At 59.2% G+C, this 18,994-nt stretch carries 20 protein-coding genes; 13 read left to right on the top strand and 7 right to left on the bottom strand.

The genetic code is table 11. The annotated features are described in order from the left end of the window. The first annotated feature begins 177 nt into the window (after positions 1–177). From EYD00_RS13590 to EYD00_RS13580, 3 genes are all read left to right on the top strand, one after another. Entirely contained in the window at positions 178–525 is a 348-nt protein-coding gene (locus EYD00_RS13590) for an ArsC family reductase (protein WP_034496123.1), read from the top strand. A gap of 12 nt (positions 526–537) precedes the next feature. Beyond that, positions 538–1,014 carry a Cys-tRNA(Pro) deacylase gene (ybaK, locus tag EYD00_RS13585; RefSeq protein WP_004439416.1) on the top strand — a complete coding sequence of 159 codons (477 nt, stop codon included), beginning with the start codon at positions 538–540 and terminating at the stop codon, positions 1,012–1,014. 87 nt (positions 1,015–1,101) lie between these two features. Next, positions 1,102–2,340 (top strand): aminopeptidase, encoded by a 1,239-nt coding sequence (locus EYD00_RS13580; RefSeq protein ID WP_004439414.1) that lies wholly within the window; start codon positions 1,102–1,104, stop codon positions 2,338–2,340. 6 nt (positions 2,341–2,346) lie between these two features. On the opposite strand, the gene pecM is transcribed toward EYD00_RS13580, so the two are convergent. Next, complete coding sequence (gene pecM / locus EYD00_RS13575) at positions 2,347–3,210, bottom strand: 4-hydroxybenzaldehyde efflux transporter PecM (protein ID WP_004439411.1); 864 nt, start codon at positions 3,208–3,210, stop codon at positions 2,347–2,349. 81 nt (positions 3,211–3,291) lie between these two features. Here pecM and EYD00_RS13570 point away from each other — a divergent pair, with 81 nt between their 5' ends. From EYD00_RS13570 to EYD00_RS13560, 3 genes are all read left to right on the top strand, one after another. After that, positions 3,292–3,792, top strand: coding sequence for a MarR family winged helix-turn-helix transcriptional regulator (locus EYD00_RS13570; RefSeq protein WP_006699719.1), 501 nt, complete (start codon positions 3,292–3,294; stop codon positions 3,790–3,792). A gap of 104 nt (positions 3,793–3,896) precedes the next feature. Then, positions 3,897–4,604 carry a FadR/GntR family transcriptional regulator gene (locus EYD00_RS13565; protein WP_034496126.1) on the top strand — a complete coding sequence of 236 codons (708 nt, stop codon included), beginning with the start codon at positions 3,897–3,899 and terminating at the stop codon, positions 4,602–4,604. 54 nt (positions 4,605–4,658) lie between these two features. Continuing rightward, positions 4,659–5,861, top strand: coding sequence for a mandelate racemase/muconate lactonizing enzyme family protein (locus tag EYD00_RS13560; protein ID WP_004439403.1), 1,203 nt, complete (start codon positions 4,659–4,661; stop codon positions 5,859–5,861). On the opposite strand, the gene xseA is transcribed toward EYD00_RS13560, so the two are convergent. Then, a complete protein-coding gene (gene xseA / locus EYD00_RS13555; protein ID WP_004439401.1) occupies positions 5,862–7,460 on the bottom strand; it encodes an exodeoxyribonuclease VII large subunit in 1,599 nt (532 codons plus the stop codon). 188 nt (positions 7,461–7,648) lie between these two features. Here xseA and EYD00_RS13550 point away from each other — a divergent pair, with 188 nt between their 5' ends. Together EYD00_RS13550 and EYD00_RS13545 are read left to right on the top strand one after the other, a co-directional pair. Beyond that, positions 7,649–7,891, top strand: a complete 243-nt coding sequence (locus EYD00_RS13550; protein ID WP_004439396.1) for a hypothetical protein — start codon at positions 7,649–7,651, stop codon at positions 7,889–7,891. A gap of 13 nt (positions 7,892–7,904) precedes the next feature. Then, the gene (locus EYD00_RS13545) at positions 7,905–8,276 is read left to right on the top strand and encodes a hypothetical protein (RefSeq protein ID WP_004439392.1); all 372 of its coding nucleotides are present in this window, start codon (positions 7,905–7,907) and stop codon (positions 8,274–8,276) included. On the opposite strand, the gene EYD00_RS13540 is transcribed toward EYD00_RS13545, so the two are convergent. Then, positions 8,273–9,256: a Gfo/Idh/MocA family protein gene (locus tag EYD00_RS13540; RefSeq protein WP_004439390.1), complete on the bottom strand. Its 984-nt coding sequence runs from the start codon at positions 9,254–9,256 to the stop codon at positions 8,273–8,275. The genes EYD00_RS13545 and EYD00_RS13540 overlap by 4 nt on opposite strands. A 178-nt stretch (positions 9,257–9,434) precedes the next feature. On the opposite strand from EYD00_RS13540, the gene EYD00_RS13535 reads away from it, so the two are divergent. The 4 genes from EYD00_RS13535 (at position 9,435) to EYD00_RS13520 (ending at position 12,480) form a co-directional block, all read left to right on the top strand. Next, positions 9,435–9,995 (top strand): isochorismatase family protein, encoded by a 561-nt coding sequence (locus EYD00_RS13535; RefSeq protein ID WP_004439387.1) that lies wholly within the window; start codon positions 9,435–9,437, stop codon positions 9,993–9,995. Beyond that, positions 9,995–10,978: a GlxA family transcriptional regulator gene (locus EYD00_RS13530; RefSeq protein ID WP_004439384.1), complete on the top strand. Its 984-nt coding sequence runs from the start codon at positions 9,995–9,997 to the stop codon at positions 10,976–10,978. The genes EYD00_RS13535 and EYD00_RS13530 overlap by 1 nt, the downstream gene beginning before the upstream one ends. Before the next feature lie 107 nt (positions 10,979–11,085). Next, the gene (locus EYD00_RS13525) at positions 11,086–12,036 is read left to right on the top strand and encodes an aldo/keto reductase (protein WP_004439382.1); all 951 of its coding nucleotides are present in this window, start codon (positions 11,086–11,088) and stop codon (positions 12,034–12,036) included. Next, the gene (locus EYD00_RS13520) at positions 12,037–12,480 is read left to right on the top strand and encodes a GNAT family N-acetyltransferase (RefSeq protein ID WP_004439379.1); all 444 of its coding nucleotides are present in this window, start codon (positions 12,037–12,039) and stop codon (positions 12,478–12,480) included. It begins immediately after the preceding gene. On the opposite strand, the gene EYD00_RS13515 is transcribed toward EYD00_RS13520, so the two are convergent. Then, entirely contained in the window at positions 12,481–13,371 is an 891-nt protein-coding gene (locus tag EYD00_RS13515) for a LysR family transcriptional regulator (protein WP_004439376.1), read from the bottom strand. It lies immediately after the preceding gene. A 116-nt stretch (positions 13,372–13,487) separates the two neighbouring features. On the opposite strand from EYD00_RS13515, the gene EYD00_RS13510 reads away from it, so the two are divergent. Beyond that, positions 13,488–14,489: an aldo/keto reductase gene (locus EYD00_RS13510; protein WP_004439373.1), complete on the top strand. Its 1,002-nt coding sequence runs from the start codon at positions 13,488–13,490 to the stop codon at positions 14,487–14,489. Positions 14,490–14,542: 53 nt separating this feature from the next. On the opposite strand, the gene pheT is transcribed toward EYD00_RS13510, so the two are convergent. From pheT to EYD00_RS13495, 3 genes are read right to left on the bottom strand one after another with little or no spacing between them, the layout of a single operon-like run. Continuing rightward, a complete protein-coding gene (gene pheT / locus EYD00_RS13505) occupies positions 14,543–16,966 on the bottom strand; it encodes a phenylalanine--tRNA ligase subunit beta (RefSeq protein WP_004439370.1) in 2,424 nt (807 codons plus the stop codon). A gap of 24 nt (positions 16,967–16,990) precedes the next feature. Then, positions 16,991–18,073, bottom strand: coding sequence for a phenylalanine--tRNA ligase subunit alpha (gene pheS, locus EYD00_RS13500; RefSeq protein ID WP_004439367.1), 1,083 nt, complete (start codon positions 18,071–18,073; stop codon positions 16,991–16,993). Then, positions 18,066–18,944 (bottom strand): lipopolysaccharide kinase InaA family protein, encoded by an 879-nt coding sequence (locus EYD00_RS13495; protein WP_004439364.1) that lies wholly within the window; start codon positions 18,942–18,944, stop codon positions 18,066–18,068. Before EYD00_RS13495 ends, pheS begins: the two co-directional genes overlap by 8 nt. Positions 18,945–18,994: the final 50 nt, after the last annotated feature.

The raw sequence follows: 18,994 nt of genomic DNA, 5'->3' as shown, positions 1-18,994 counted from the left end.
ATGATGTAGCAGGGAAGCCATGCAGCTTTGCTCGCGCTCGTTCGGATATCAGCCATTGCGATTTCGCATGGCTCAGGCTTGGCGTCTTCAAAAGGACGCAGGGCGCCTCAGCCGGCGGGTTGAATAAGGCGGATATTTTGTTATGCCGGAAAGCTTGAACACAAAGAGGCTGGCAGCATGACGATCATCATTTACGGCATCAAGAACTGCGACACGATGAAGAAGGCCAGAAGCTGGCTGGAAACCCATGGCGTCGACTATTCTTTCCATGACTACAAGGCCTCGGGCATTGACCGCGCCCATCTGGAGACATGGTGCGATGCCGCGGGCTGGGAAATGGTTCTCAACCGCGCCGGTACGACCTTCAAAAAACTCGATGACGGCCAGAAGGCTGGCCTGAGCCGCGAGAAGGCCATTGCACTGATGCTGGAGCAGCCCTCTATGATCAAGCGTCCGGTGCTGGGGGCGAAGGGCAAGATAACCGTCGGTTTCAAGCCTGAAACCTACCAGACTCTTTTTGCGTGACTGCAATCTGCCATGTCCAAAACAACCCGCGCCACCCAGATGCTGAACAAGGCGGGCGTCGCCTTCACCACCGTTACCTATGATTACGACCCGAATGCAGACCGCATTGGCCTGCAGGCGGCCGAGGCGATCGGCGAGCCACCGCATCTGGTGCTGAAAACGCTGATGGCGGAGCTGGACGGCAAGCCGGTCTGTGTCGTCGTCCCTTCGGATCGTGAGGTCAGCATGAAGAGGCTTGCGGCCGCTTTCGGAGGCAAATCCGCCAGCATGATGAAACCTGCCGATGCCGAGCGTGCCACCGGTTACCATGTCGGCGGCATCAGCCCTTTCGGGCAGAAGAAGCAGGTGCCTACGGCCATCGAGGCCGAAGCGATGACGCATGATTATGTCTACATGAATGGTGGGCAGCGCGGCTTGCAGGTGAGGCTTTCTCCCCGAGATGCCCAAACGGCACTGAAGGCCATTGCCGCACCGCTGGTCGCCGATTGAGGCGCAGGGGCGCGCCTGAAAGCGTTTGGCTTTCAGGAGGAATGGGCTATGGTCGGCGCCTCCGATTGAAATAGACGAAGGCAGATCATGACTGTTTCCCCCATCGATCCCGTCAAACTCGAAAAACTGGCCGAAGTCGCCATCAAGGTCGGTCTGCAATTGCAGAAGGATCAGGATCTGGTGATTACCGCGCCGCTGGCAGCGCTGCCGCTGGTGCGATTGCTGACAAAACATGCCTATATGGCGGGCGGCGGACTGGTTACCACCTTTTACTCCGACGAAGAAACCACGCTTGCCCGCTATCGCCATGCGAGCGACGCCAATTTCGACCGGGCTTCCGGCTGGCTTTATGATGGCATGGCAGAGGCCTATTCGAACGGCGCGGCGCGGCTGGCAATTGCCGGCGATAACCCCATGCTGCTGGCCGAACAGGACCCCGCCAAGGTTGCCCGCGCCAATAAAGCAAACTCCACCGCCTATAAGCCGGCGCTGGAGAAGATTTCCAACTTCGACATCAACTGGAACATCATCTCCTATCCGAACCCCTCCTGGGCAAAGCAGGTGTTTCCCGACGTGACGGAAGACGAAGCCGTCCGCAGGCTAGCCGAGGCCATCTTCGCTGCCTCGCGGGTGGATCTGGCTGATCCGGTCGCCGCATGGGCTGAGCACAATGCCAACCTTGCCAAGCGCTCGGCGTGGCTGAATGGCGAACGTTTCGCTTCACTGCATTTCACCGGCCCTGGCACGGATGTGAAGATCGGCCTGGCGGACGGCCACGAATGGCATGGCGGCGCCTCCACCGCCAAGAATGGGGTCACCTGCAACCCCAATATCCCGACCGAAGAAGTGTTCACGACACCGCACGCGTTGCGGGTCGACGGTTACGTCTCCAGCACCAAGCCCCTGTCGCATCAGGGAACGCTGATCGACGATATCCAGGTAAAGTTCGAGGGTGGACGTATCGTCGAAGCCAAGGCTTCGAAGGGCGAAGCCGTATTGAACAAGGTCCTCGACACTGACGAAGGCGCGCGGCGTCTCGGTGAAGTGGCGCTGGTGCCGCATTCCTCGCCGATTTCGGCAAGCGGCATCCTGTTCTACAACACGCTGTTCGATGAAAATGCCTCGTGCCACATCGCGCTCGGTCAGTGCTATTCGAAGTGCTTCCTCGACGGCGCGTCGCTGTCGCAGGATCAGATCAAGGCGCAGGGCGGCAATTCCAGCCTGATCCACATCGACTGGATGATCGGCTCCGACAAGGTGGATATTGACGGCGTGAGGCCGGATGGCTCCACGGTTCCTGTCATGCGCAAGGGCGAATGGGCCTGACGACACCTATCTCGGCAACTGGCTGCGCTGACTGAGCCAGATGCTGAAGAGCACCGCAACGAAACCTGCGATCTGCGCTGGCGTGAGGCTTTGGCCGAGCGCCAGCCAGCCGAGCAGGGTTGCAACGACCGGGCTTAGAAAACCAAGCGATGCGGCGGCGGAAGGTTCGATGCGGGCAAGGCCGCGAAACCACAGAAAATAGGTCAAGGCAGCGCCAATAAGACCCAGATAGGCCATGCCGAGAATATTGGCGGCTGTCGGCGTCGGCAGTGCGGGTTCAAAAAAATACGCGACCGGCAGCAGCAGGATACCACCGGCTGTCAGTTGCCAGGCGGTAAACGTCAGGTTCGACACCGGCGGACGCCATTTGCGGGTCAGCACTGTTCCAAAAGCCATGGACACGGCACCGGCAAGGCCTGCCGCCACGCCGATACCATCCATCGCAGCCCCCGGCGCCAGAACCAGAAGCGCCACACCGACAATACCCAGAAAACCGGCCGCGATAGCCAGCGGCCGGACCGGTGTCGCGAGAAACAGCCGGGAAAGGCCAATCACGATCAGGGGCTGGACCGCGCCCACCGTTGCCGCCACGCCGCCGGGCAGCCGATAGGCCGAAACGAAAAGCAACGCCCAGAAGAACGAGAAATTCAGTGCCCCCAGAATGAGGCTGCGCGGCCACCAGACACCGTTTGGCAGTTTTCTCACGAAAAGCAGCAGCAACACGCCAGCCGGCAATGCGCGCAGCATGGCGACATGCAGAGGGTATCCATGAGGCAAAAGCTCGGTCGTGACGAAATAGGTCGTGCCCCAAATAGCGGGAGCAAGGGCAGTCGTCAGCACATCGGCGGCATAGCCTGTGTTTTTCTTCATTTCAAGAATCTCTATATCAAGACAAATGCATCCTAAGTGATTTTATCTTGACGTCAAGATACTAATTGTTATGCCTTGATGATGAGCAAAGAACCACTTGACCGTGTCGATCACATTCTGGCGCAATGGCGCAGGGAGCGGCCCGATCTCGATGTCGAACCCATGGCGCTGCTGGGGCGCCTGAACCGTCTCACCACCCATCTAGCGCGAGAGGTGGAGACCGTGCTGCTGAAGCACGGACTTTCCTCCTCCGCTTTCGATGTTCTCGCGACATTACGGCGTTCCGGATCACCCTACCGGCTTTCCCCCGGCGATCTGCTGGCGATGACAATGGTAAGCTCCGGCACCATGACCAACCGCATCGACCAGCTCGAAAAAGCTGGGTTTGTGAAGCGCATACATAATCCCGACGACCGGCGCAGCGTCTTGATATCGTTAACACAACCGGGATTTTCCATTGTCGAGGAAGCGGTCGGTGCACATGTCGAGAACCAGCAGCGCCTGGTCTCCAGTCTGAGCGAGGAAGAGCGCACGACGCTGAACCAGCTGTTGAAACGGTTCTTGCGGGATTTCGAAGCGTAGGCATTTCCGCCTGGCAAACATAATGCTCCGTGATGCCGCTTGTTTCGCGCCGAAAAATCCTGTAAGCAATTTTCCGTAAACCTGTACTACAGGTTGGAGGAAAAATGTTAAGTGCCATTTCGCATGAATCCGGTCTCGTCAGCAGCACGATTGGCGCGATCACGCGTCATATCCGCGAAAACGAACTTGCGCCCGGCGCCAAGCTCCCGAGCGAACTTTCGCTCTCGCAGCAGCTCGGCGTTTCCCGCACCGTCGTCCGTGAGGCCTTCCGGTCCCTATCGGCCATGCGGCTGATCGATGTCAGCGCCGGCAAACGCGCTACGGTAGCGACGCTGGATCATGGTGCGATGTCGCTGATGTTCGAACATGGCATTCACACTGAGCAGATCAACATTCAGCAGATCTACGATGTGCGCCGCACGATCGAGGTCAGAACCGTGACGCTCGCGGCGCTCAGAAGAACGGATGCGGAAGCGCTCACCATTCTCGACCATGCCAACAACATGGAGCGGGACTTTGGCGACAATGACAAGGTCATGGAACATGATCTGGCTTTTCACCTTGCTGTTGCAAGAGCCTCCAAGAACCCGGTTTTTGAACTCATTCTCGGCGCCTTTCAGAATGTAACGCGCCAGACGTGGCCGATCGGCTGGAAAAGCCGCACATCCGATGCACAGCGACATGCTGCAGGCGAACTTCACATCGCCATCGGACGGGCCATTGCCGCCGGTGACCCGCAAACCGCTTCAACGCTGATGGCGCGTCATTTCGATGAAAGCGTTCACGCGCTTCTGGCGGCCGGCATCGCCTGATTTTTTTCAACGCCGTCCCAGACGGAAACTGACTGCCTCTGGAGGAGACACTTCATGAAAATCACCAAACTCGAGACCGTCCGCGTGGCGGAACGGGCAAACCTGCTCTGGGTTCTGGTCCATACGGATGAAGGCATTACCGGGCTTGGCGAAACCTTTTATGGCGCCGAGACGGTGGAGACCTATGTGCATGAATATATTGCACCCAGGGTCATCGGCCGCGATCCGCTGCAGATCGACCTTCTGGCGCAGGATCTCGTCGGTTATCTCGGCTTCCGCTCATCCGGTGCGGAAGTGCGCGGCAATTCGGCATTCGATATTGCGCTTTGGGATATTTTCGGCAAGGCCACCAACCAGCCGATAGCCCAGCTGCTCGGTGGTTTCAGCCGCAAGGAAATCCGCACCTACAATACCTGCGCGGGCACGGAATATATCAAGAAAGCCACCGGCCAGCAGACGGCCAATTACGGCCTCTCCGGTGGCAAGGATTATGACGATTTGAACGGCTTCCTGCATCGCGCGGACGAGCTTGCCCATTCGCTGCTGGAAGACGGCATCACGGCCATGAAGATCTGGCCTTTCGATGCAGCGGCGGAGAAGACGCGCGGGCAATATATCTCGATGCCGGACCTGAAGACTGCGCTTGAGCCGTTTGAAAAAATCCGCAAAGCGGTGGGCGACAAGATGGATATCATGGTGGAGTTTCACTCCATGTGGCAGCTTCTGCCCGCCATGCAGATCGCCAAGGCGCTCACGCCATACCAGACCTTCTGGCATGAAGACCCGATCAAGATGGACAGCCTTTCCAGCCTGACGCGATATGCCGCTGTTTCGCCCGCACCGATTTCCGCGTCCGAAACGCTGGGCTCCCGCTGGGCCTTCCGCGACCTGCTCGAGACAGGTGCTGCCGGTGTGGTGATGCTTGATATCAGCTGGTGCGGCGGGATTTCCGAAGCGCGCAAGATTGCCTCGATGGCGGAAGCCTGGCATCTGCCGGTCGCCCCGCATGATTGCACCGGGCCGGTGGTGCTCTGCGCCTCCACACATCTGTCGCTCAATGCGCCGAATGCGCTGGTGCAGGAAAGCGTGCGTGCCTTCTACAAGACCTGGTATCGCGATCTCGTGACCGCATTGCCGGAAGTGAAGAACGGCATGATCACAGTGCCGCCAGGCGCTGGCCTCGGCATGGAGCTGCATCCCGATATCGAAAAGACCTTCACCGTCAGCCGCCGTTTTTCAGATGCGGCATCGATCTGATCAGAACAGGCTGCCCTGGTTGCCAGGGTCCGAAGAAGCCGGTTTGACCGGCTTCTTTTTCAACGCGACGGGCGTATCCGGGGACGGCGTCCCCTCTCCCGTTGTGATGGCGGAGACGCGACCGTCAGCAAATTCCATAGAGACAACAGCGCCTGACGCGATAGCCGCCGCGCGAGTCAGCGGCCGGTTCTCATCATCGCGGATCACCGCATAACCGCGATTCAGCACGTTCTTATAGGACAGCGATTGCAGGATACGATCATGGGCGGCGAGACCGGAACGGTTCTGCGCCATGCGATGCAACACGGCGGTATCGGCGCGACGAGACGCGGTGACGACGCGTTCCTTCTGCCGCTCCAGTTGGCCGAGAAGTCGGGCGGGGAGCGAACGCAACGCGGAATCGAAAGCATCAACGCGGCCCTGCCCCTGCAACAGGCGGCGTTCCACCAGGGTCTCGGCCCGGTGCATGCGTTCGGTGATCCGCTGCCTGTGGTGTTTGAGACCGTTCAACAGGGTTTCCGGCCTGAGACCCGAGGCAGAACGTTCGAAGGCACGGCGCTTGTTGAGGGCTGTTATTTCCAATCCGCGACCGAGACCGCTCGCGGCTTCGTCGAACCGGCGGCGCGGCAAAGCAAGAAGCTGATCAAGCGAAGGCAGCGCGCGCACCAGCGCACGCACACCTTGACGGCGATTGTCCATCTGCCGCAAGACCGAACCGGAAAGGCGGGCAGCGAGGCCCGACAGCTGCGCTTCGAGTTCCGCCCGCACCGGCACCGCCATTTCGGCGGCTCCCGTCGGCGTCGGGGCGCGCACGTCGGCGGCATAATCGATCAATGTCGTATCGGTCTCGTGTCCGACGGCGGAAATCAGCGGGATTTCGCTCTCGGCAGCGGCGCGCACGACGATTTCGTCATTGAAGCTCCAGAGGTCTTCGAGGCTGCCGCCGCCGCGCGCAACGATCATTACATCGGGGCGGGCAATCTCGCCGCCGGGCTGAAGCGCGTTGAAGCCGCGAATGGCGTTCGCCACCTCCTCACCCGAGCCTTCGCCCTGCACTTTGACCGGCCAGACGACGACATGGACCGGGAAACGATCCGAAATGCGGTGGAGAATATCGCGGATGACCGCGCCCGTCGGCGAGGTCACAACCCCAATGACGCGCGGCATGAAAGGCAGGCGGCGCTTGCGGGCCGGATCGAACAGCCCTTCCGCCGCCAGCCGCCGGCGGCGATCCTCCAAAAGCGCCATCAGCGCGCCGGCGCCGGCGGGCTCAAGGTTTTCGATGACGATCTGGTATTTCGAGGAACCGGGAAAGGTGGTGATCTTGCCGGTGGCGATGACTTCCATGCCCTCTTCCGGGCGGAATTTCAGCCGCGAGAAGGTGCCCTTCCAGATCACCGCATCGATGCGGGCACGATCATCCTTCAGTGAGAAATAGGCGTGTCCTGACGAATGCGGCCCACGATAACCAGAAATTTCGCCCCGCACCCGCACCTGTTCGAACGCCGTCTCCACCGTGCGTTTGATGGAGCCCGACAGTTCGGAGACCGAGAATTCGGCAAGATTGCTCAATGCGGCGTGGGAGAAGATATCGCTCATGCCTGTTTGTAACCAAAAGCCGTCGATTCGGAAATGCCAGCGCCGGCCAGCGCTTTTTTAACCGCGATGAAACCATATCCTCAACTACCGAGTTAGGAAAATGGGGAATGGAGGAGAAAACAAGGGTTCGTTAGGGAAGACGGCGTTACGTCTGTCCCAGGCCCGGCAACCAAAGAGGAGGCGGCATCATGATTTTTCTTACCGCCACATTGCTTGGCGTAACCGCAGTTGCGTTACGTTCGGTTTTCAGCATCGTTTTCATCTGCATGATGATTATCGGTGCCTATGGCGTGGCGATTGCACTTTCTCCCACGGCCGTACCGCTGATGTCGCTGCTTCTGGCACTCGCCGGTTACAATTTCGGTGTCGTCGGTGTCGTTATCAGCCTTCTCGTGCTGCAGCGCCCGCGTTCCACTCAGCCAACCCTCTAAAAGTCCCCCGGCCTTGAGGCTTCCGCGCTTTGCCCTTACCGAGATTTGCGGGCTGGCCGCCGACATCATCGTTACCTGCCTGCTTATGCTCTATCTCGGCGTTGATCCGCTCGTCGCCCGCGTGCCCGGCGCGGCAACGGGTCTCGCAACAAGCTGGCGGCTGAACCGGGTCAATGCTGAGGCATCAGTTAGGCCGAACGGTTTTTTGATGAACGCCGTAACTTTCACCTCACGTAGTGTCAGCGTCGGGCTTTTTGCGCTGCTGCAATGGCGCAACCCCCTGGTGCAACCGCTTGTGACACTTGTCTTTTCAGCATTCGCGGCACTGGTGCTGGCGCTTTACGGCTATTGGCGGCTTCAAAGGCAACGGCAAGAGCGAGACTAAACCGTTTCCCAGCCGTCCTTTTCCGCCGCCCGGTAAATGGCGTCGATGAAAAGCTGGTTCTTCCTTGAGCTTTCCAACGTGACGACGTCGCCCTCACCTTTCGCCGCACGGGCAAAGGCCTCCGCTTCCAGCTTGTACTGACGGCTGTCCTGAAACCGGAAGATTTGCGAGGCGTTATGGGTCTGATTGGTTAACTCGATCTCTTCCGCACCCCACCGATTGGCGTTGAAAGGCGACTTTACCTCGATGTAACCGTCCGTGCCATGGAAGACCATGAGCTGGCGGGAGGCGAGTTGTGTCGCCAGATAGAAGCTCAGTTCAAAACCGCCAAAATCGGCCCTGACGCTAGCGTAGATATCCGTGCCGAATTCACTGTCGCGTTCGACGGTCGCTTGCACACGTTTTGGTTCCGCACCGGTGACAAAACGCGTCACGATCGTCGGGTAGACGCCGATATCCGGCAGGGCGCCGCCGCCCAGTTCGGGAATATTACGCATATTACCGGGATCGCGGTTGAAGTAGGTGAAAGCGCCCTGCACATGTTTCAGCGAACCAATTGCGCCCGAAGCCAGCAGTTCTTTCACTTTCGCCCAGACCGGAGCGTAGGCCACCATGAAGGCCTCGGATACGATAACGCCGTTACGGTCGCGCGCGGCGATAAGGGCGTCTATCTCCTCGGCCTTTAATGAAATCGGCTTTTCGCAAAGAACATGCTTGCCGGCATCAGCCGCCCTGACGGTCCATTCCACATGCTGCGAGGTGGGAAGCGGAATATAAACCGCATCGATGACATCAGAAGCCAGCATTTCTTCATAGGAGCCGAAAGCGTAGGGCACTGAAAAGCGATCGGCCACCGCGCGCGCTTTGGCAGGATCGCGGCTGGCGATGGCGCTGACCACACAGTTCTGTGCATCCTGTATTGCCGGAATAACGTGGTCCTGAGCGATTTTCGCCGTTGAGATTATTCCGAAGCGCAGCATTCCGTTCTCCCGTTCTGTCATTCCTGGAAACTTAGCACCGCCACACACTCTGGCAAGCCGCGGCAGCGCTACTGATAAAGAATGGCCGGATCTGTCCGGTCATTGTCGGTCTGGCTGCTTTTATACGTACATCAAAAGGGAAATGATGCTAGATATGAACCCAACGGAGAACCGTGAAATGTCCTCTTCCAACACCGCGCTGCTTGTCATCGACGTTCAGGAATCCTTTCGTCACGCCCCTTACTTTGATGAAAGCGGCCTCACGCTTTATCTTGAGAAACAGCAGGCGCTCATCGATGGCGCCAAAGCCGCTGGTATTCCCATTGTGCAGATCTTCCATGTCGATGGTGACAAGGCCTTCTCAAAAGACAGCGGTTACATCCGTGCACTTGAGGGCGTAAGAATTACCCCAGATGTCACCTTTCACAAGAACCGCCATTCGGCCTTTGCCGGCACCGGTCTTGAAATCTGGCTGACTGAGAAGGGCATCAACCGATTGATCGTCTCCGGCATCCGTACCGAGCAATGCTGCGAAACCACCACCCGGCACGCTTCCGATCTTGGTTACAAAGTCGACTACGTCAGCGAAGCGACGCTGACTTTCCCGATGACACATGCTTCCGGCACCGTTTTCAGTGCGGAAGATATCCGCAAGCGAACCGAACTGGTGCTGGCTGGCCGCTTCGCGCGCATCGCAACTGTCAGCGACGTGCTTGCAACCATCAAAGAGGCCGCCTGATGGATGAGGGCGGCACCCGCGTCATTCCCTTTTATACGCTTGTGCCGCCACATGCGCTGTTGCTCGATATAGCCGGCCCGCTTGAGGTGATCCGTTATGCCAACGGGGAACAGCGCGACATTCATTTTGACTGCCGGTACATTGCTGCGAGCGACGAACAACAAACTTCCATTGGCCTTGCGCTTGCCCGGCTTGAGAGCTTGCCGGCGAGGTTGCCGGAAAATGCTCTTCTACTGATCTCCGGGAGCACATCACGCTTTGACAGTGATCCGGAGACGCAGCGTGAGCGGCAGGCGCTGGCGACATGGCTGCGCCGTGCAGTGCGTCCCGACACCACGGTGATTTCCATTTGCTCCGGCGCGCTTCTGGCGGGCGAAGCGGGCCTTTTCGACGGCCGCAACTGCACGACCCATGCCGACTGTATAGAGGGGCTACGCCGCATTGCGCCATTGTCACAGGTGGCCGAAAACCGCCTTTTCGTCGAGGACGGCAACCGTTTCTCCAGCGCCGGTATTTCCACCGGCATCGACCTGATGCTGCATGTGGTCTCCCGGCTGACATCGCCTGCGGTTGCGGCACGCATCGCCAAAACCATGGTGGTTTATCTCAGGCGTAGCGGTAACGATCCGCAAATCTCCCCCTGGCTCACAGGCCGCAACCACATCCATCCCGCCATTCACCGGGTGCAGGACCGCGTAATGGCCGAACCGGCGCAGGACTGGTCGCTGGAGCGGCTAGCGGATATCGCCGCGCTCAGCGAAAGGCATCTCTCACGTCTGTTTCGCGAGCATGCCGGCATCAGCGTCATCGATTATGTCAACCTGATGCGGGTCAACCTCGCCCGTGATATTCTCGCAAACAGCCGCCTTGATATGGAGGCCATTGCCGAACGGGCGGGTTTTGCCTCCGCGCGGCATTTGCGGCGGGTCTGGCAGCAGCATAACCGGTATCCGCCCAGCCACTATCGCGGCTTTCACGCCTGATAATCTCGGACCTCCCGCAGCCTGATGATTGCCATCAAAGGAATTGAATGGTTATGCCGGCGGGCAGTTGCTAACCTTGCGATAAGACAGCAACAGGAGCATTCCCCGTGGAAAAACGAAGCCTCGGCCGCACCGGCCTCTCCATCGCCCCCATCGTCTTCGGCGGCAACGTGTTTGGCTGGACAGCGGATGAAAAGACGTCCTTTGCCCTGCTTGACGCCTTTTTTGATGCGGGGTTCAACGCCATCGACACCGCAGATGTCTATTCCGCTTGGGTGGATGGGCATGTGGGCGGTGAATCCGAGGCCATCATCGGCAAGTGGCTGAAGCAATCCGGCGTCAGGCGCGAGGACGCGGTGATCGTCACCAAGGTGGGTTTCGACAATCGCGGCCAGAAGACCGGTCTCAGTGCCAAGTGGATCGCCGAAGCGGTCGAAGCTTCGCTGAAGCGGCTTCAGACTGATTATATCGACCTTTACCTCGCGCATAAGCCGGATGCCGACGTGCCGCTGGAAGAAACACTTGCCGCTTTCGCAAAACTGAGGGAACAGGGAAAAATTCGCGCCATAGGCTGCTCCAACTATTCCGCGGGCCAGCTTCAGGATGCGCTGGACACGGCAGCAAAAAATAATCTTCCGCGTTACGACGTGCTGCAGCCGGAATACAATCTCTATAACCGCAAGGATTTCGAAGGCCCGCTTGCCGAGCTTTGCCAGAAGGAAGAGATTGGCGTCATCAATTATTACAGCCTAGCGGCCGGCTTTCTGACCGGGAAATATCGTGCCAAGGCCGATACAGAGGGCGTCGCCCGCAGCTATCGCGTGGGCGAATATGTCAATGCCCGTGGCCTTGCCGTTCTGGGGGCCATGGATGCGGTGGCAGTCGAAACGGGGGCCAAGCTTGCAGATATTGCGCTGGCCTGGCTGTTGAGAAAGAAGGCGATAACCGCGCCCATCGCCAGCGCCACCAGCCTGTCCCAGCTCGAAAGCTTCAAACGCGCCGTCGAGTTGAACCTGACGGATGAGATGATGACGCTTCTCGACAAGGCGGGTGCATAAATGGAGCTTGTAATTCGCGATGCGCAGCCGGCTGACCGGGCGGAATGGCTGCGCCTGTGGAACGACTATCTCGCCTTTTACGATGTCGATCTTGCCGACGAGGTAACCGACCATACATGGGAGCGCATTCTCGACCCCGCCTCCCGCGTTTCGATGCGGGTGGCAATGCTTGGCGACCGCATGGCCGGTTTCGCCATTCACCACTTCCATGATTCCACTTGGGTGAAAACGCCTGACTGCTATCTGGAAGACCTTTTTGTCGATGGCGAAATCCGCGGTAAGGGGACGGGCCGGGCGCTGATGGACGACCTTATCGCTATCTGCAAGGAAAAGGGCTGGTCCAGGCTTTACTGGAACACCGGCGAGGACAATCACCGCGCCCAGAAGCTCTACGACAGCTACGTGAAAAACGACGGCCATATCCGCTATCGCATCACCTTCTGATCACCCCCGGAAGCGGAAGAAATCCACGAAGGCCCTCAGCGCCGGACGCATCTGCCGGCGCGAGGGGTAATAGATGTAAAATCCATCAAACGGCGCGCACCAATCCTCGAGAACGCGGATCAGCCTGCCCTCCCTTATATCGTCTTCGACACGCTGTTCAAAAACGAAGGCAAGCCCTGCACCGTCTATCGCCGCCCGGCGAATGAGACTCTGGTCCGACAGGATCAGCGGCCCCTGAACGTCGACCACAAGCGCTTTGCCATTTTTCTCCAGCTCCCAGCGATAGATCAATCCACTCGCAAAACGCCGGCGGATGCAGCGATGCCGGATGAGGTCCCTCGGATCACGGGGAGGCGGATTTTCCGCAAAATAGGACGGTGCGCCGACAATCGCGCCACGCCAGGCCCCGCTCGCTTTCACGGCGATCATATCTGCATCGAGATGTTCCCCGAGACGAAGCCCGGCATCGAAACCTTTTGCGACAATATCTTCAAAGCGATCATCGGTCGAAATTTCGAGGGAGATTTCGGGATAGAGCCGCAGGAATTCCCCCAGCCGGGGCACAATAAGATCTTCAGCGGCAAGTCTGGGGAGAGTGATGCGCAAAGGACCTGCGGGTCGACCGCCCTGTTCGGCAAGGGTATCGATGACGGCGTCGATATCGGCAAGCGCCGGACCCAAGGTTTCGAGAAGCCGCTTTCCTTCCTCTGTCGGAGAAACGCTGCGGGTGGTACGGTGAAGTAGCCGCAGGCCCAGGCTCGCCTCCAGCGACGAGACCGCATGGCTGACGGCGGAAGGGGCAATGCCGAGTTCGGCAGCCGCCTTGCGAAAGCTCCGGCCTTCGGCAACGGCGGAGAGAACGGCCAGTTGGGAGAGTTGCACACGGTTCATTGTTCTAAATTATAGAACAACCCACGCGGATTTGCAGCGATTATTTTTCCTGCTCTCATTCGCTATGTTCCCATCACGCCCTGATGACGGGCGGTTCCTTATGGAAGGACGAACAGATGAAAAGCAGAACCCTTGGAGACAATCTGACCGTATCGGCGCTCGGCCTCGGTTGCATGGGAATGACCCATGCCTATAGCCCGACGGGCGATGAAAGCAGTGCGATCGCGACGCTGCATCGCGCTGTTGACCTCGGCGTTACATTTTTCGATACGGCGGAAGTTTATGGGCCCTACACGAACGAAATTCTCCTCGGCAAGGGCCTGCAGCCTTATCGTGACAGGGTGGTGATTGCCACCAAGTTCGGCTTCAAGATTGATGGCAGCAAACCCGCGGGCCAGATGATGGTGGGAACGGACGGTCGACCGGAAAATGTTCGTGCCGTCGCCGAAGCCTCCCTCAAGCGCCTCGACGTTGACGCCATCGACCTCTTTTACCAGCACCGTGTCGACCCCGATGTGCCAATCGAAGAAACTGTGGGGGCGATGGCGGAACTGGTGAAGCAGGGCAAGGTAAAACATCTCGGCCTTTCCGAAGCCAGTGCCGAAACGCTTCGAAAAGCCCACGCCACCCACCCGATTGCCGCCATTCAGAGCGAGTACTCGCTGTGGACCCGCGACCCGGAAGAAAATGGCGTGCTGGATACCTGCCGTGAGCTTGGCATCGGTTTCGTACCGTTCAGCCCGCTTGGGCGCGGTGCGCTGACCGGAGCGCTGAAATCGCTGGACGGACTTGCGGCCGATGATTTCCGGCGTGGCCTGCCGCGTTTCCAGGGTGAAAACTTCGACGCGAACCTGGCGCTGGTCAGACTTCTGGAAGACATGGCTGCCGAAAAGGGTGTGACTGCCGGGCAACTGGCATTGGCCTGGGTGTTGGCGCAGGGGGATTTCATCGTACCGATCCCGGGCACCACGAAGATTGCCAATCTGGAGAAAAACGTCGCGGCCGCTGATGTGTCCCTGACGCCGGAAGAAGTCGAAAGCCTTGGCGCGTTGCTGGCTCCGTCCAAGGTTGCGGGCGAACGTTATCCCGAACGCATGTCACAGATGGCCAATCGTTAAAAAACAAAAAGCCGCGGTGGTTGCCGCGGCTTTTTTCAATCTGTTATCCGACGTCAGGCGCGCAGAACGCCGCCTGTCGATTTCTCGACATTGCCGACGATCTTGGCCGTCAAGGCTTCGAAATCCTCATCGGTCAGAGTTTTGTCGACCGGTTGAATCTGCACTTCGATGGCGACCGACTTGCGGTTTTCTCCGAGCGATGCGCCTTCGAAAATATCGAAGACATTGACGCCTGTGATCAGTTTGCGATCAGCGCTCGTTGCCGCCTTGATGATCGCCCCCGCCTCTACGGCCTTGTCAACCACGAAGGCGAAGTCGCGCTTGACCGCCTGGAAGGGGGAGAGTTCGAGCGCAGGCTTGGTGCGGGTGGCTTTCTTCTTCGGCTCCTGCATGGCGTCGAGATAAATCTCGAAACCGCAATAGACACCCGACACATCCAGCTCGGACAGTGTTTTCGGATGGAATTCACCGAAGTAACCAAGCACGACCTTCGGGCCCATCTTGATGGTGCCGGAGCGGCCGGGATGATACCAGGCAGGCCCGCCGGCCTCGATCTGGACATTGGCCATGGGGAGGCCGCAGGCTTCCAGCACCGTCAGTGCATCCGCCTTTGCGTCGTAGACATCCACGGGCTTGCCGCCGCCCTTGGACGCATTGGACCACATGCGGCCGCTGCCAGCGAGCGAGGCCGTGCCACGGCGAACACCGCCAGCAACACGGCGCTGCGTATCAGGCGTGTCGCCTTCATAGGTGCCGGAGACCTCGAAGATTGCGACGTCACCATAGCCCTTGTCGGCATTGCGCTGTGCGGCGGTCAGCAGGCCCGGCAGCAGCGAGGGCCGCATATCTGACATATCGGCCGCAATCGGGTTGGCGAGCTTCAGCGCCGGCGAGCCGCCGCCGAATAGCTTCGCCTGCGCTTCCGGGATGAAGGACCAAGTGACGGCCTCCAGCATGCCGCGGCTTGCCAGCGCACGGCGCGCGGTGCGCGTGCGGACCTGCAGCGTGGTCAGGATGCGACCGTTGACGGCACCGAAGCTTTCCAGCGGCTCGGGTTTGATATTGTCAACGCCATGAATGCGCATGACCTCTTCAACCAGATCAGCCTTGCCGTCGACATCCGGGCGCCAGGACGGCACAGTGACGGATACGCGCTCGCCCGTTCCCTCGACCCCAAAACCCAGGCCCTTGAGGATGGCCAGGCTCTCTTCAGCCGAGACTTCGAGCCCCGTCAGCCGCTTCACTTCCGCAAGCGGGAAATCCACGACCTTGGGCTGATATCCCTTGTAACCAACGACCCTGGCTTCGCCGGCAACGCCGCCGCAGAGCTCCAGAACCAGTTCGGTGGTCCGCTCCAGGCCCGGAACCATGTATTCCGGATCGACACCGCGCTCGAAACGGTAGCGCGCATCGGTGATGATGCCGAGCGAACGGCCGGTCTTGGCAATGTTGATCGGGTCCCAGAGGGCGGATTCGATCAGCACGTCGACGGTGTTTTCGTCGCAGCCGGAATGTTCGCCACCCATCACGCCGCCGATAGACTCGAGGCCCTTTTCATCGGCGATGACGACATTGTTCGGGCCGAGCTTATATTCACGCTGATCGAGCGCGAGGATCGTCTCACCCTCCTTTGCGCGGCGAACGGTCAGATCACCCTTGACCTTGGCGGCGTCGAAGACGTGCATCGGCCGGCCCTGATCGAAGGTCATGTAGTTGGTGATATCAACAAGCGCATTGATCGGACGCAGGCCGATCGCCAGAAGACGCTGCCGCATCCATTTCGGGCTGGGGCCGTTCTTCACACCGCGCACGATGCGTAGCGAGAAGCCAGGGCAGAGGGCGGGATCGTCCAGTTCCAGCTTCACATCGACGGGCGTTGCGCCTTCCACCTTGAAGGAGGGTGCAGGCTTTGTCTTCAGCTTGCCGAGACCGGAGGCCGCGAGATCACGCGCAATGCCGTAGATCGAGGTGCAGTCCGGACGATTGGGCGTGAGATTGATCTCGATGACAGGATCATCGAGGCCGGCATATGATGCGAAGGAAGTACCGACGGGCGCATCCGCCGGCAGGTCAATGATGCCGTCGTGATCGTCGGAAATGTTGAGCTCCTTTTCGGAGCACATCATGCCATGGCTTTCCACACCGCGAATCTTCCCGATGGCGAGCGTGACATCGATGCCCGGGACATAGGTGCCGGGACGTGCGAGCGCACCGACGAGGCCAGCGCGCGCATTCGGTGCACCGCAGACGATCTGCACCGGCTTGCCGTCACCGGCATCGACCATCAGCACTTTCAGGCGGTCGGCCTCCGGGTGCTTTTCAGCGGAAACCACCTTGGCAATGACGAAGGGCTTGTAGGCCGCCTTGTCGTCAACATCCTCGACCTCAAGGCCAATCGCCGTCAACCGCTCGCAAATCTCGTCCAGCGTCGCATCGGTATCGAGATGCTCTTTCAGCCAGGAAAGAGTGAATTTCATGTCTTTGCTCCTTGGCTAACCGGATTAAACGCTCAGACCGCCGAACAGCGTCGGCATGTCGAGCGGGCGGAACCCGTAGTGGTTCATCCAGCGGACATCGGCGTTGAAGAAATCGCGCAGATCGGGCATGCCGTATTTAAGCATGGCGATGCGGTCGAGACCCATGCCCCAGGCAAAGCCCTGATATTCATCCGGATCCAGCCCGCCGGCGCGCAGCACGTTTGGGTGCACCATGCCGCAGCCGAGAATTTCCATCCAGTCCTTGCCCTCGCCGAACTTGACGATGGGGCCGGAACGGTCGCACTGGATATCCACCTCGAAGCTTGGCTCCGTGAACGGGAAGAAGGACGGGCGGAAGCGCATGACGACGCTGTCGACCTCGAAGAAGGCCTTGCAGAACTCCTCAAGAATCCAGCGCAGATTGCCGACATGCGCCTTCTTGTCGATGACAAGACCTTCGACCTGATGGAACATCGGCGAATGGGTGGCATCGGAATCCTGGCGATAAGTCTTGCCGGGGATGACGATGCGGATCGGCGGCTTCTGGCTCTCCATGGTGCGGATCTGCACCGGTGAGGTGTGGGTGCGCAGCACCTTACGCTCGCCTTTTTCGTCCGGCTGGAAGAAGAAGGTATCGTGCATCTCGCGGGCCGGATGGCCTTCCGGGAAGTTCAGCGCCGTGAAGTTGTAATAGTCAGTCTCGATGTCAGGACCTTCGGCGATGGAGAAACCCATATCCGCGAAGATGGCAGTGATTTCGTCGACGATCTGACTGATGGGATGAATGCGGCCGCGCTCTGCCGGAGACTGGCGGACGGGCAGGCTGACGTCCACCGTTTCGGCCTTGAGACGCGCGGCGATGGCGGCGTCTTTCAGCGCGTTCTTGCGCTCGCCGATAAGGTCGGTAATTTCGGTCTTGAGCTGATTAATGGCGGCGCCGCGGGTCTGGCGCTCCTCCGGGCTCATGCTGCCAAGCGTCTTCAGAAGCTCCGAAACCGAGCCCTTCTTGCCAAGCGCGGAGACGCGCACGGCTTCGATGGCCGGTTCATCGGCAGCGGCGGCGATCTCCGACATCAATTGCGATTTCAAGGTATCAAGTTCAGTCATCTTTTCCTGCCTTGCCGGATTTTTTAACAGCGGCGTCGGTGTTCACAGCATTCATCAGATAGTCGGTCGCCATGATAAAGCGTCGCAGATCACTACCCATCCGCACGCGCCCGATCAACCGGGCAAGCGGTAAAAAACGCCCGAGAGTGCGGGTCAAGCGGGTTAATTCTTCCAGTGCGCGGGGTGGAGCATTTTCGAGCCAGCGCGAAAAGGCGGCGTCGCGGGTTTTGGGGGCATCATTGGCGCGCGTGGCCACCTGCAGAAACAGCAGCCAGATATCACGAGCCTGCGCCGTTTCCAGCGGCATGACATCCTGAGGGCGCTCCTCGAAATCCATGAAACCGATACGGCCATCCTTCAAGAAGAAGTCTCGTACATGCGGGCGGCCGTGGCAGAGGCCTGCGGCATGCAGCTCGCCAAGTGCTTCTGCGGATTTAACAAGCAGGGCGTCATGCTCGATCGGATCGGAGGCCTTCAGGGCATCCATGCGCTCCATGAGCGTCGGGCCTACATCTCCCAGCACCACGGCCGTGCGGGATGAGTAGATCAGCGGCGGAACCGGGAAGCCGCGCTGCTGGAACTGCTGCAAGGTTTCGAGTTCCCGCTGCATGAGGCCCGCGCCATCACGCGGTTCGGAAGGGCGAAGAAAAGCGTAGGGCAGGAGTTTTGACAGCAGCTTCTGAATTTTCATCCACCACGTCACACGCTCCGTGCCCTGCCGTTTGATCCACACCGTCAGCTGCGAGAGTTCAACCTTCTGAATGCGACGGTCACTTTTCAGGAGGACACGCATCACGGTTGCGATGTCATCGTCGTCGAGATGAACGCGGAAACCTTCCGCTTCCACAACCTCACTTTTATTGACCTGCATTTCGTCCACCAAAGGTTTCGCTTCAAACGGCGTGAATACTCCAAGTCTTC

The sequence above is a fragment of the Agrobacterium sp. 33MFTa1.1 genome (assembly GCF_004328495.1).
Classification (GTDB): domain Bacteria; phylum Pseudomonadota; class Alphaproteobacteria; order Rhizobiales; family Rhizobiaceae; genus Agrobacterium; species Agrobacterium pusense.
This window is presented reverse-complemented; position numbering and strand designations above follow the sequence as displayed.

Coding starts and splice junctions, on each gene's coding strand:
- EYD00_RS13590 (WP_034496123.1), top strand. CDS start 178: ATGACGATCATCATTTACGGCATCAAGAACTGCGACACGATGAAGAAG.
- ybaK (WP_004439416.1), top strand. CDS start 538: ATGTCCAAAACAACCCGCGCCACCCAGATGCTGAACAAGGCGGGCGTC.
- EYD00_RS13580 (WP_004439414.1), top strand. CDS start 1,102: ATGACTGTTTCCCCCATCGATCCCGTCAAACTCGAAAAACTGGCCGAA.
- pecM (WP_004439411.1), bottom strand. CDS start 3,210: ATGAAGAAAAACACAGGCTATGCCGCCGATGTGCTGACGACTGCCCTT.
- EYD00_RS13570 (WP_006699719.1), top strand. CDS start 3,292: ATGAGCAAAGAACCACTTGACCGTGTCGATCACATTCTGGCGCAATGG.
- EYD00_RS13565 (WP_034496126.1), top strand. CDS start 3,897: ATGTTAAGTGCCATTTCGCATGAATCCGGTCTCGTCAGCAGCACGATT.
- EYD00_RS13560 (WP_004439403.1), top strand. CDS start 4,659: ATGAAAATCACCAAACTCGAGACCGTCCGCGTGGCGGAACGGGCAAAC.
- xseA (WP_004439401.1), bottom strand. CDS start 7,460: ATGAGCGATATCTTCTCCCACGCCGCATTGAGCAATCTTGCCGAATTC.
- EYD00_RS13550 (WP_004439396.1), top strand. CDS start 7,649: ATGATTTTTCTTACCGCCACATTGCTTGGCGTAACCGCAGTTGCGTTA.
- EYD00_RS13540 (WP_004439390.1), bottom strand. CDS start 9,256: ATGCTGCGCTTCGGAATAATCTCAACGGCGAAAATCGCTCAGGACCAC.
- EYD00_RS13535 (WP_004439387.1), top strand. CDS start 9,435: ATGTCCTCTTCCAACACCGCGCTGCTTGTCATCGACGTTCAGGAATCC.
- EYD00_RS13530 (WP_004439384.1), top strand. CDS start 9,995: ATGGATGAGGGCGGCACCCGCGTCATTCCCTTTTATACGCTTGTGCCG.
- EYD00_RS13520 (WP_004439379.1), top strand. CDS start 12,037: ATGGAGCTTGTAATTCGCGATGCGCAGCCGGCTGACCGGGCGGAATGG.
- EYD00_RS13515 (WP_004439376.1), bottom strand. CDS start 13,371: ATGAACCGTGTGCAACTCTCCCAACTGGCCGTTCTCTCCGCCGTTGCC.
- EYD00_RS13510 (WP_004439373.1), top strand. CDS start 13,488: ATGAAAAGCAGAACCCTTGGAGACAATCTGACCGTATCGGCGCTCGGC.
- pheT (WP_004439370.1), bottom strand. CDS start 16,966: ATGAAATTCACTCTTTCCTGGCTGAAAGAGCATCTCGATACCGATGCG.
- pheS (WP_004439367.1), bottom strand. CDS start 18,073: ATGACTGAACTTGATACCTTGAAATCGCAATTGATGTCGGAGATCGCC.
- EYD00_RS13495 (WP_004439364.1), bottom strand. CDS start 18,944: ATGCAGGTCAATAAAAGTGAGGTTGTGGAAGCGGAAGGTTTCCGCGTT.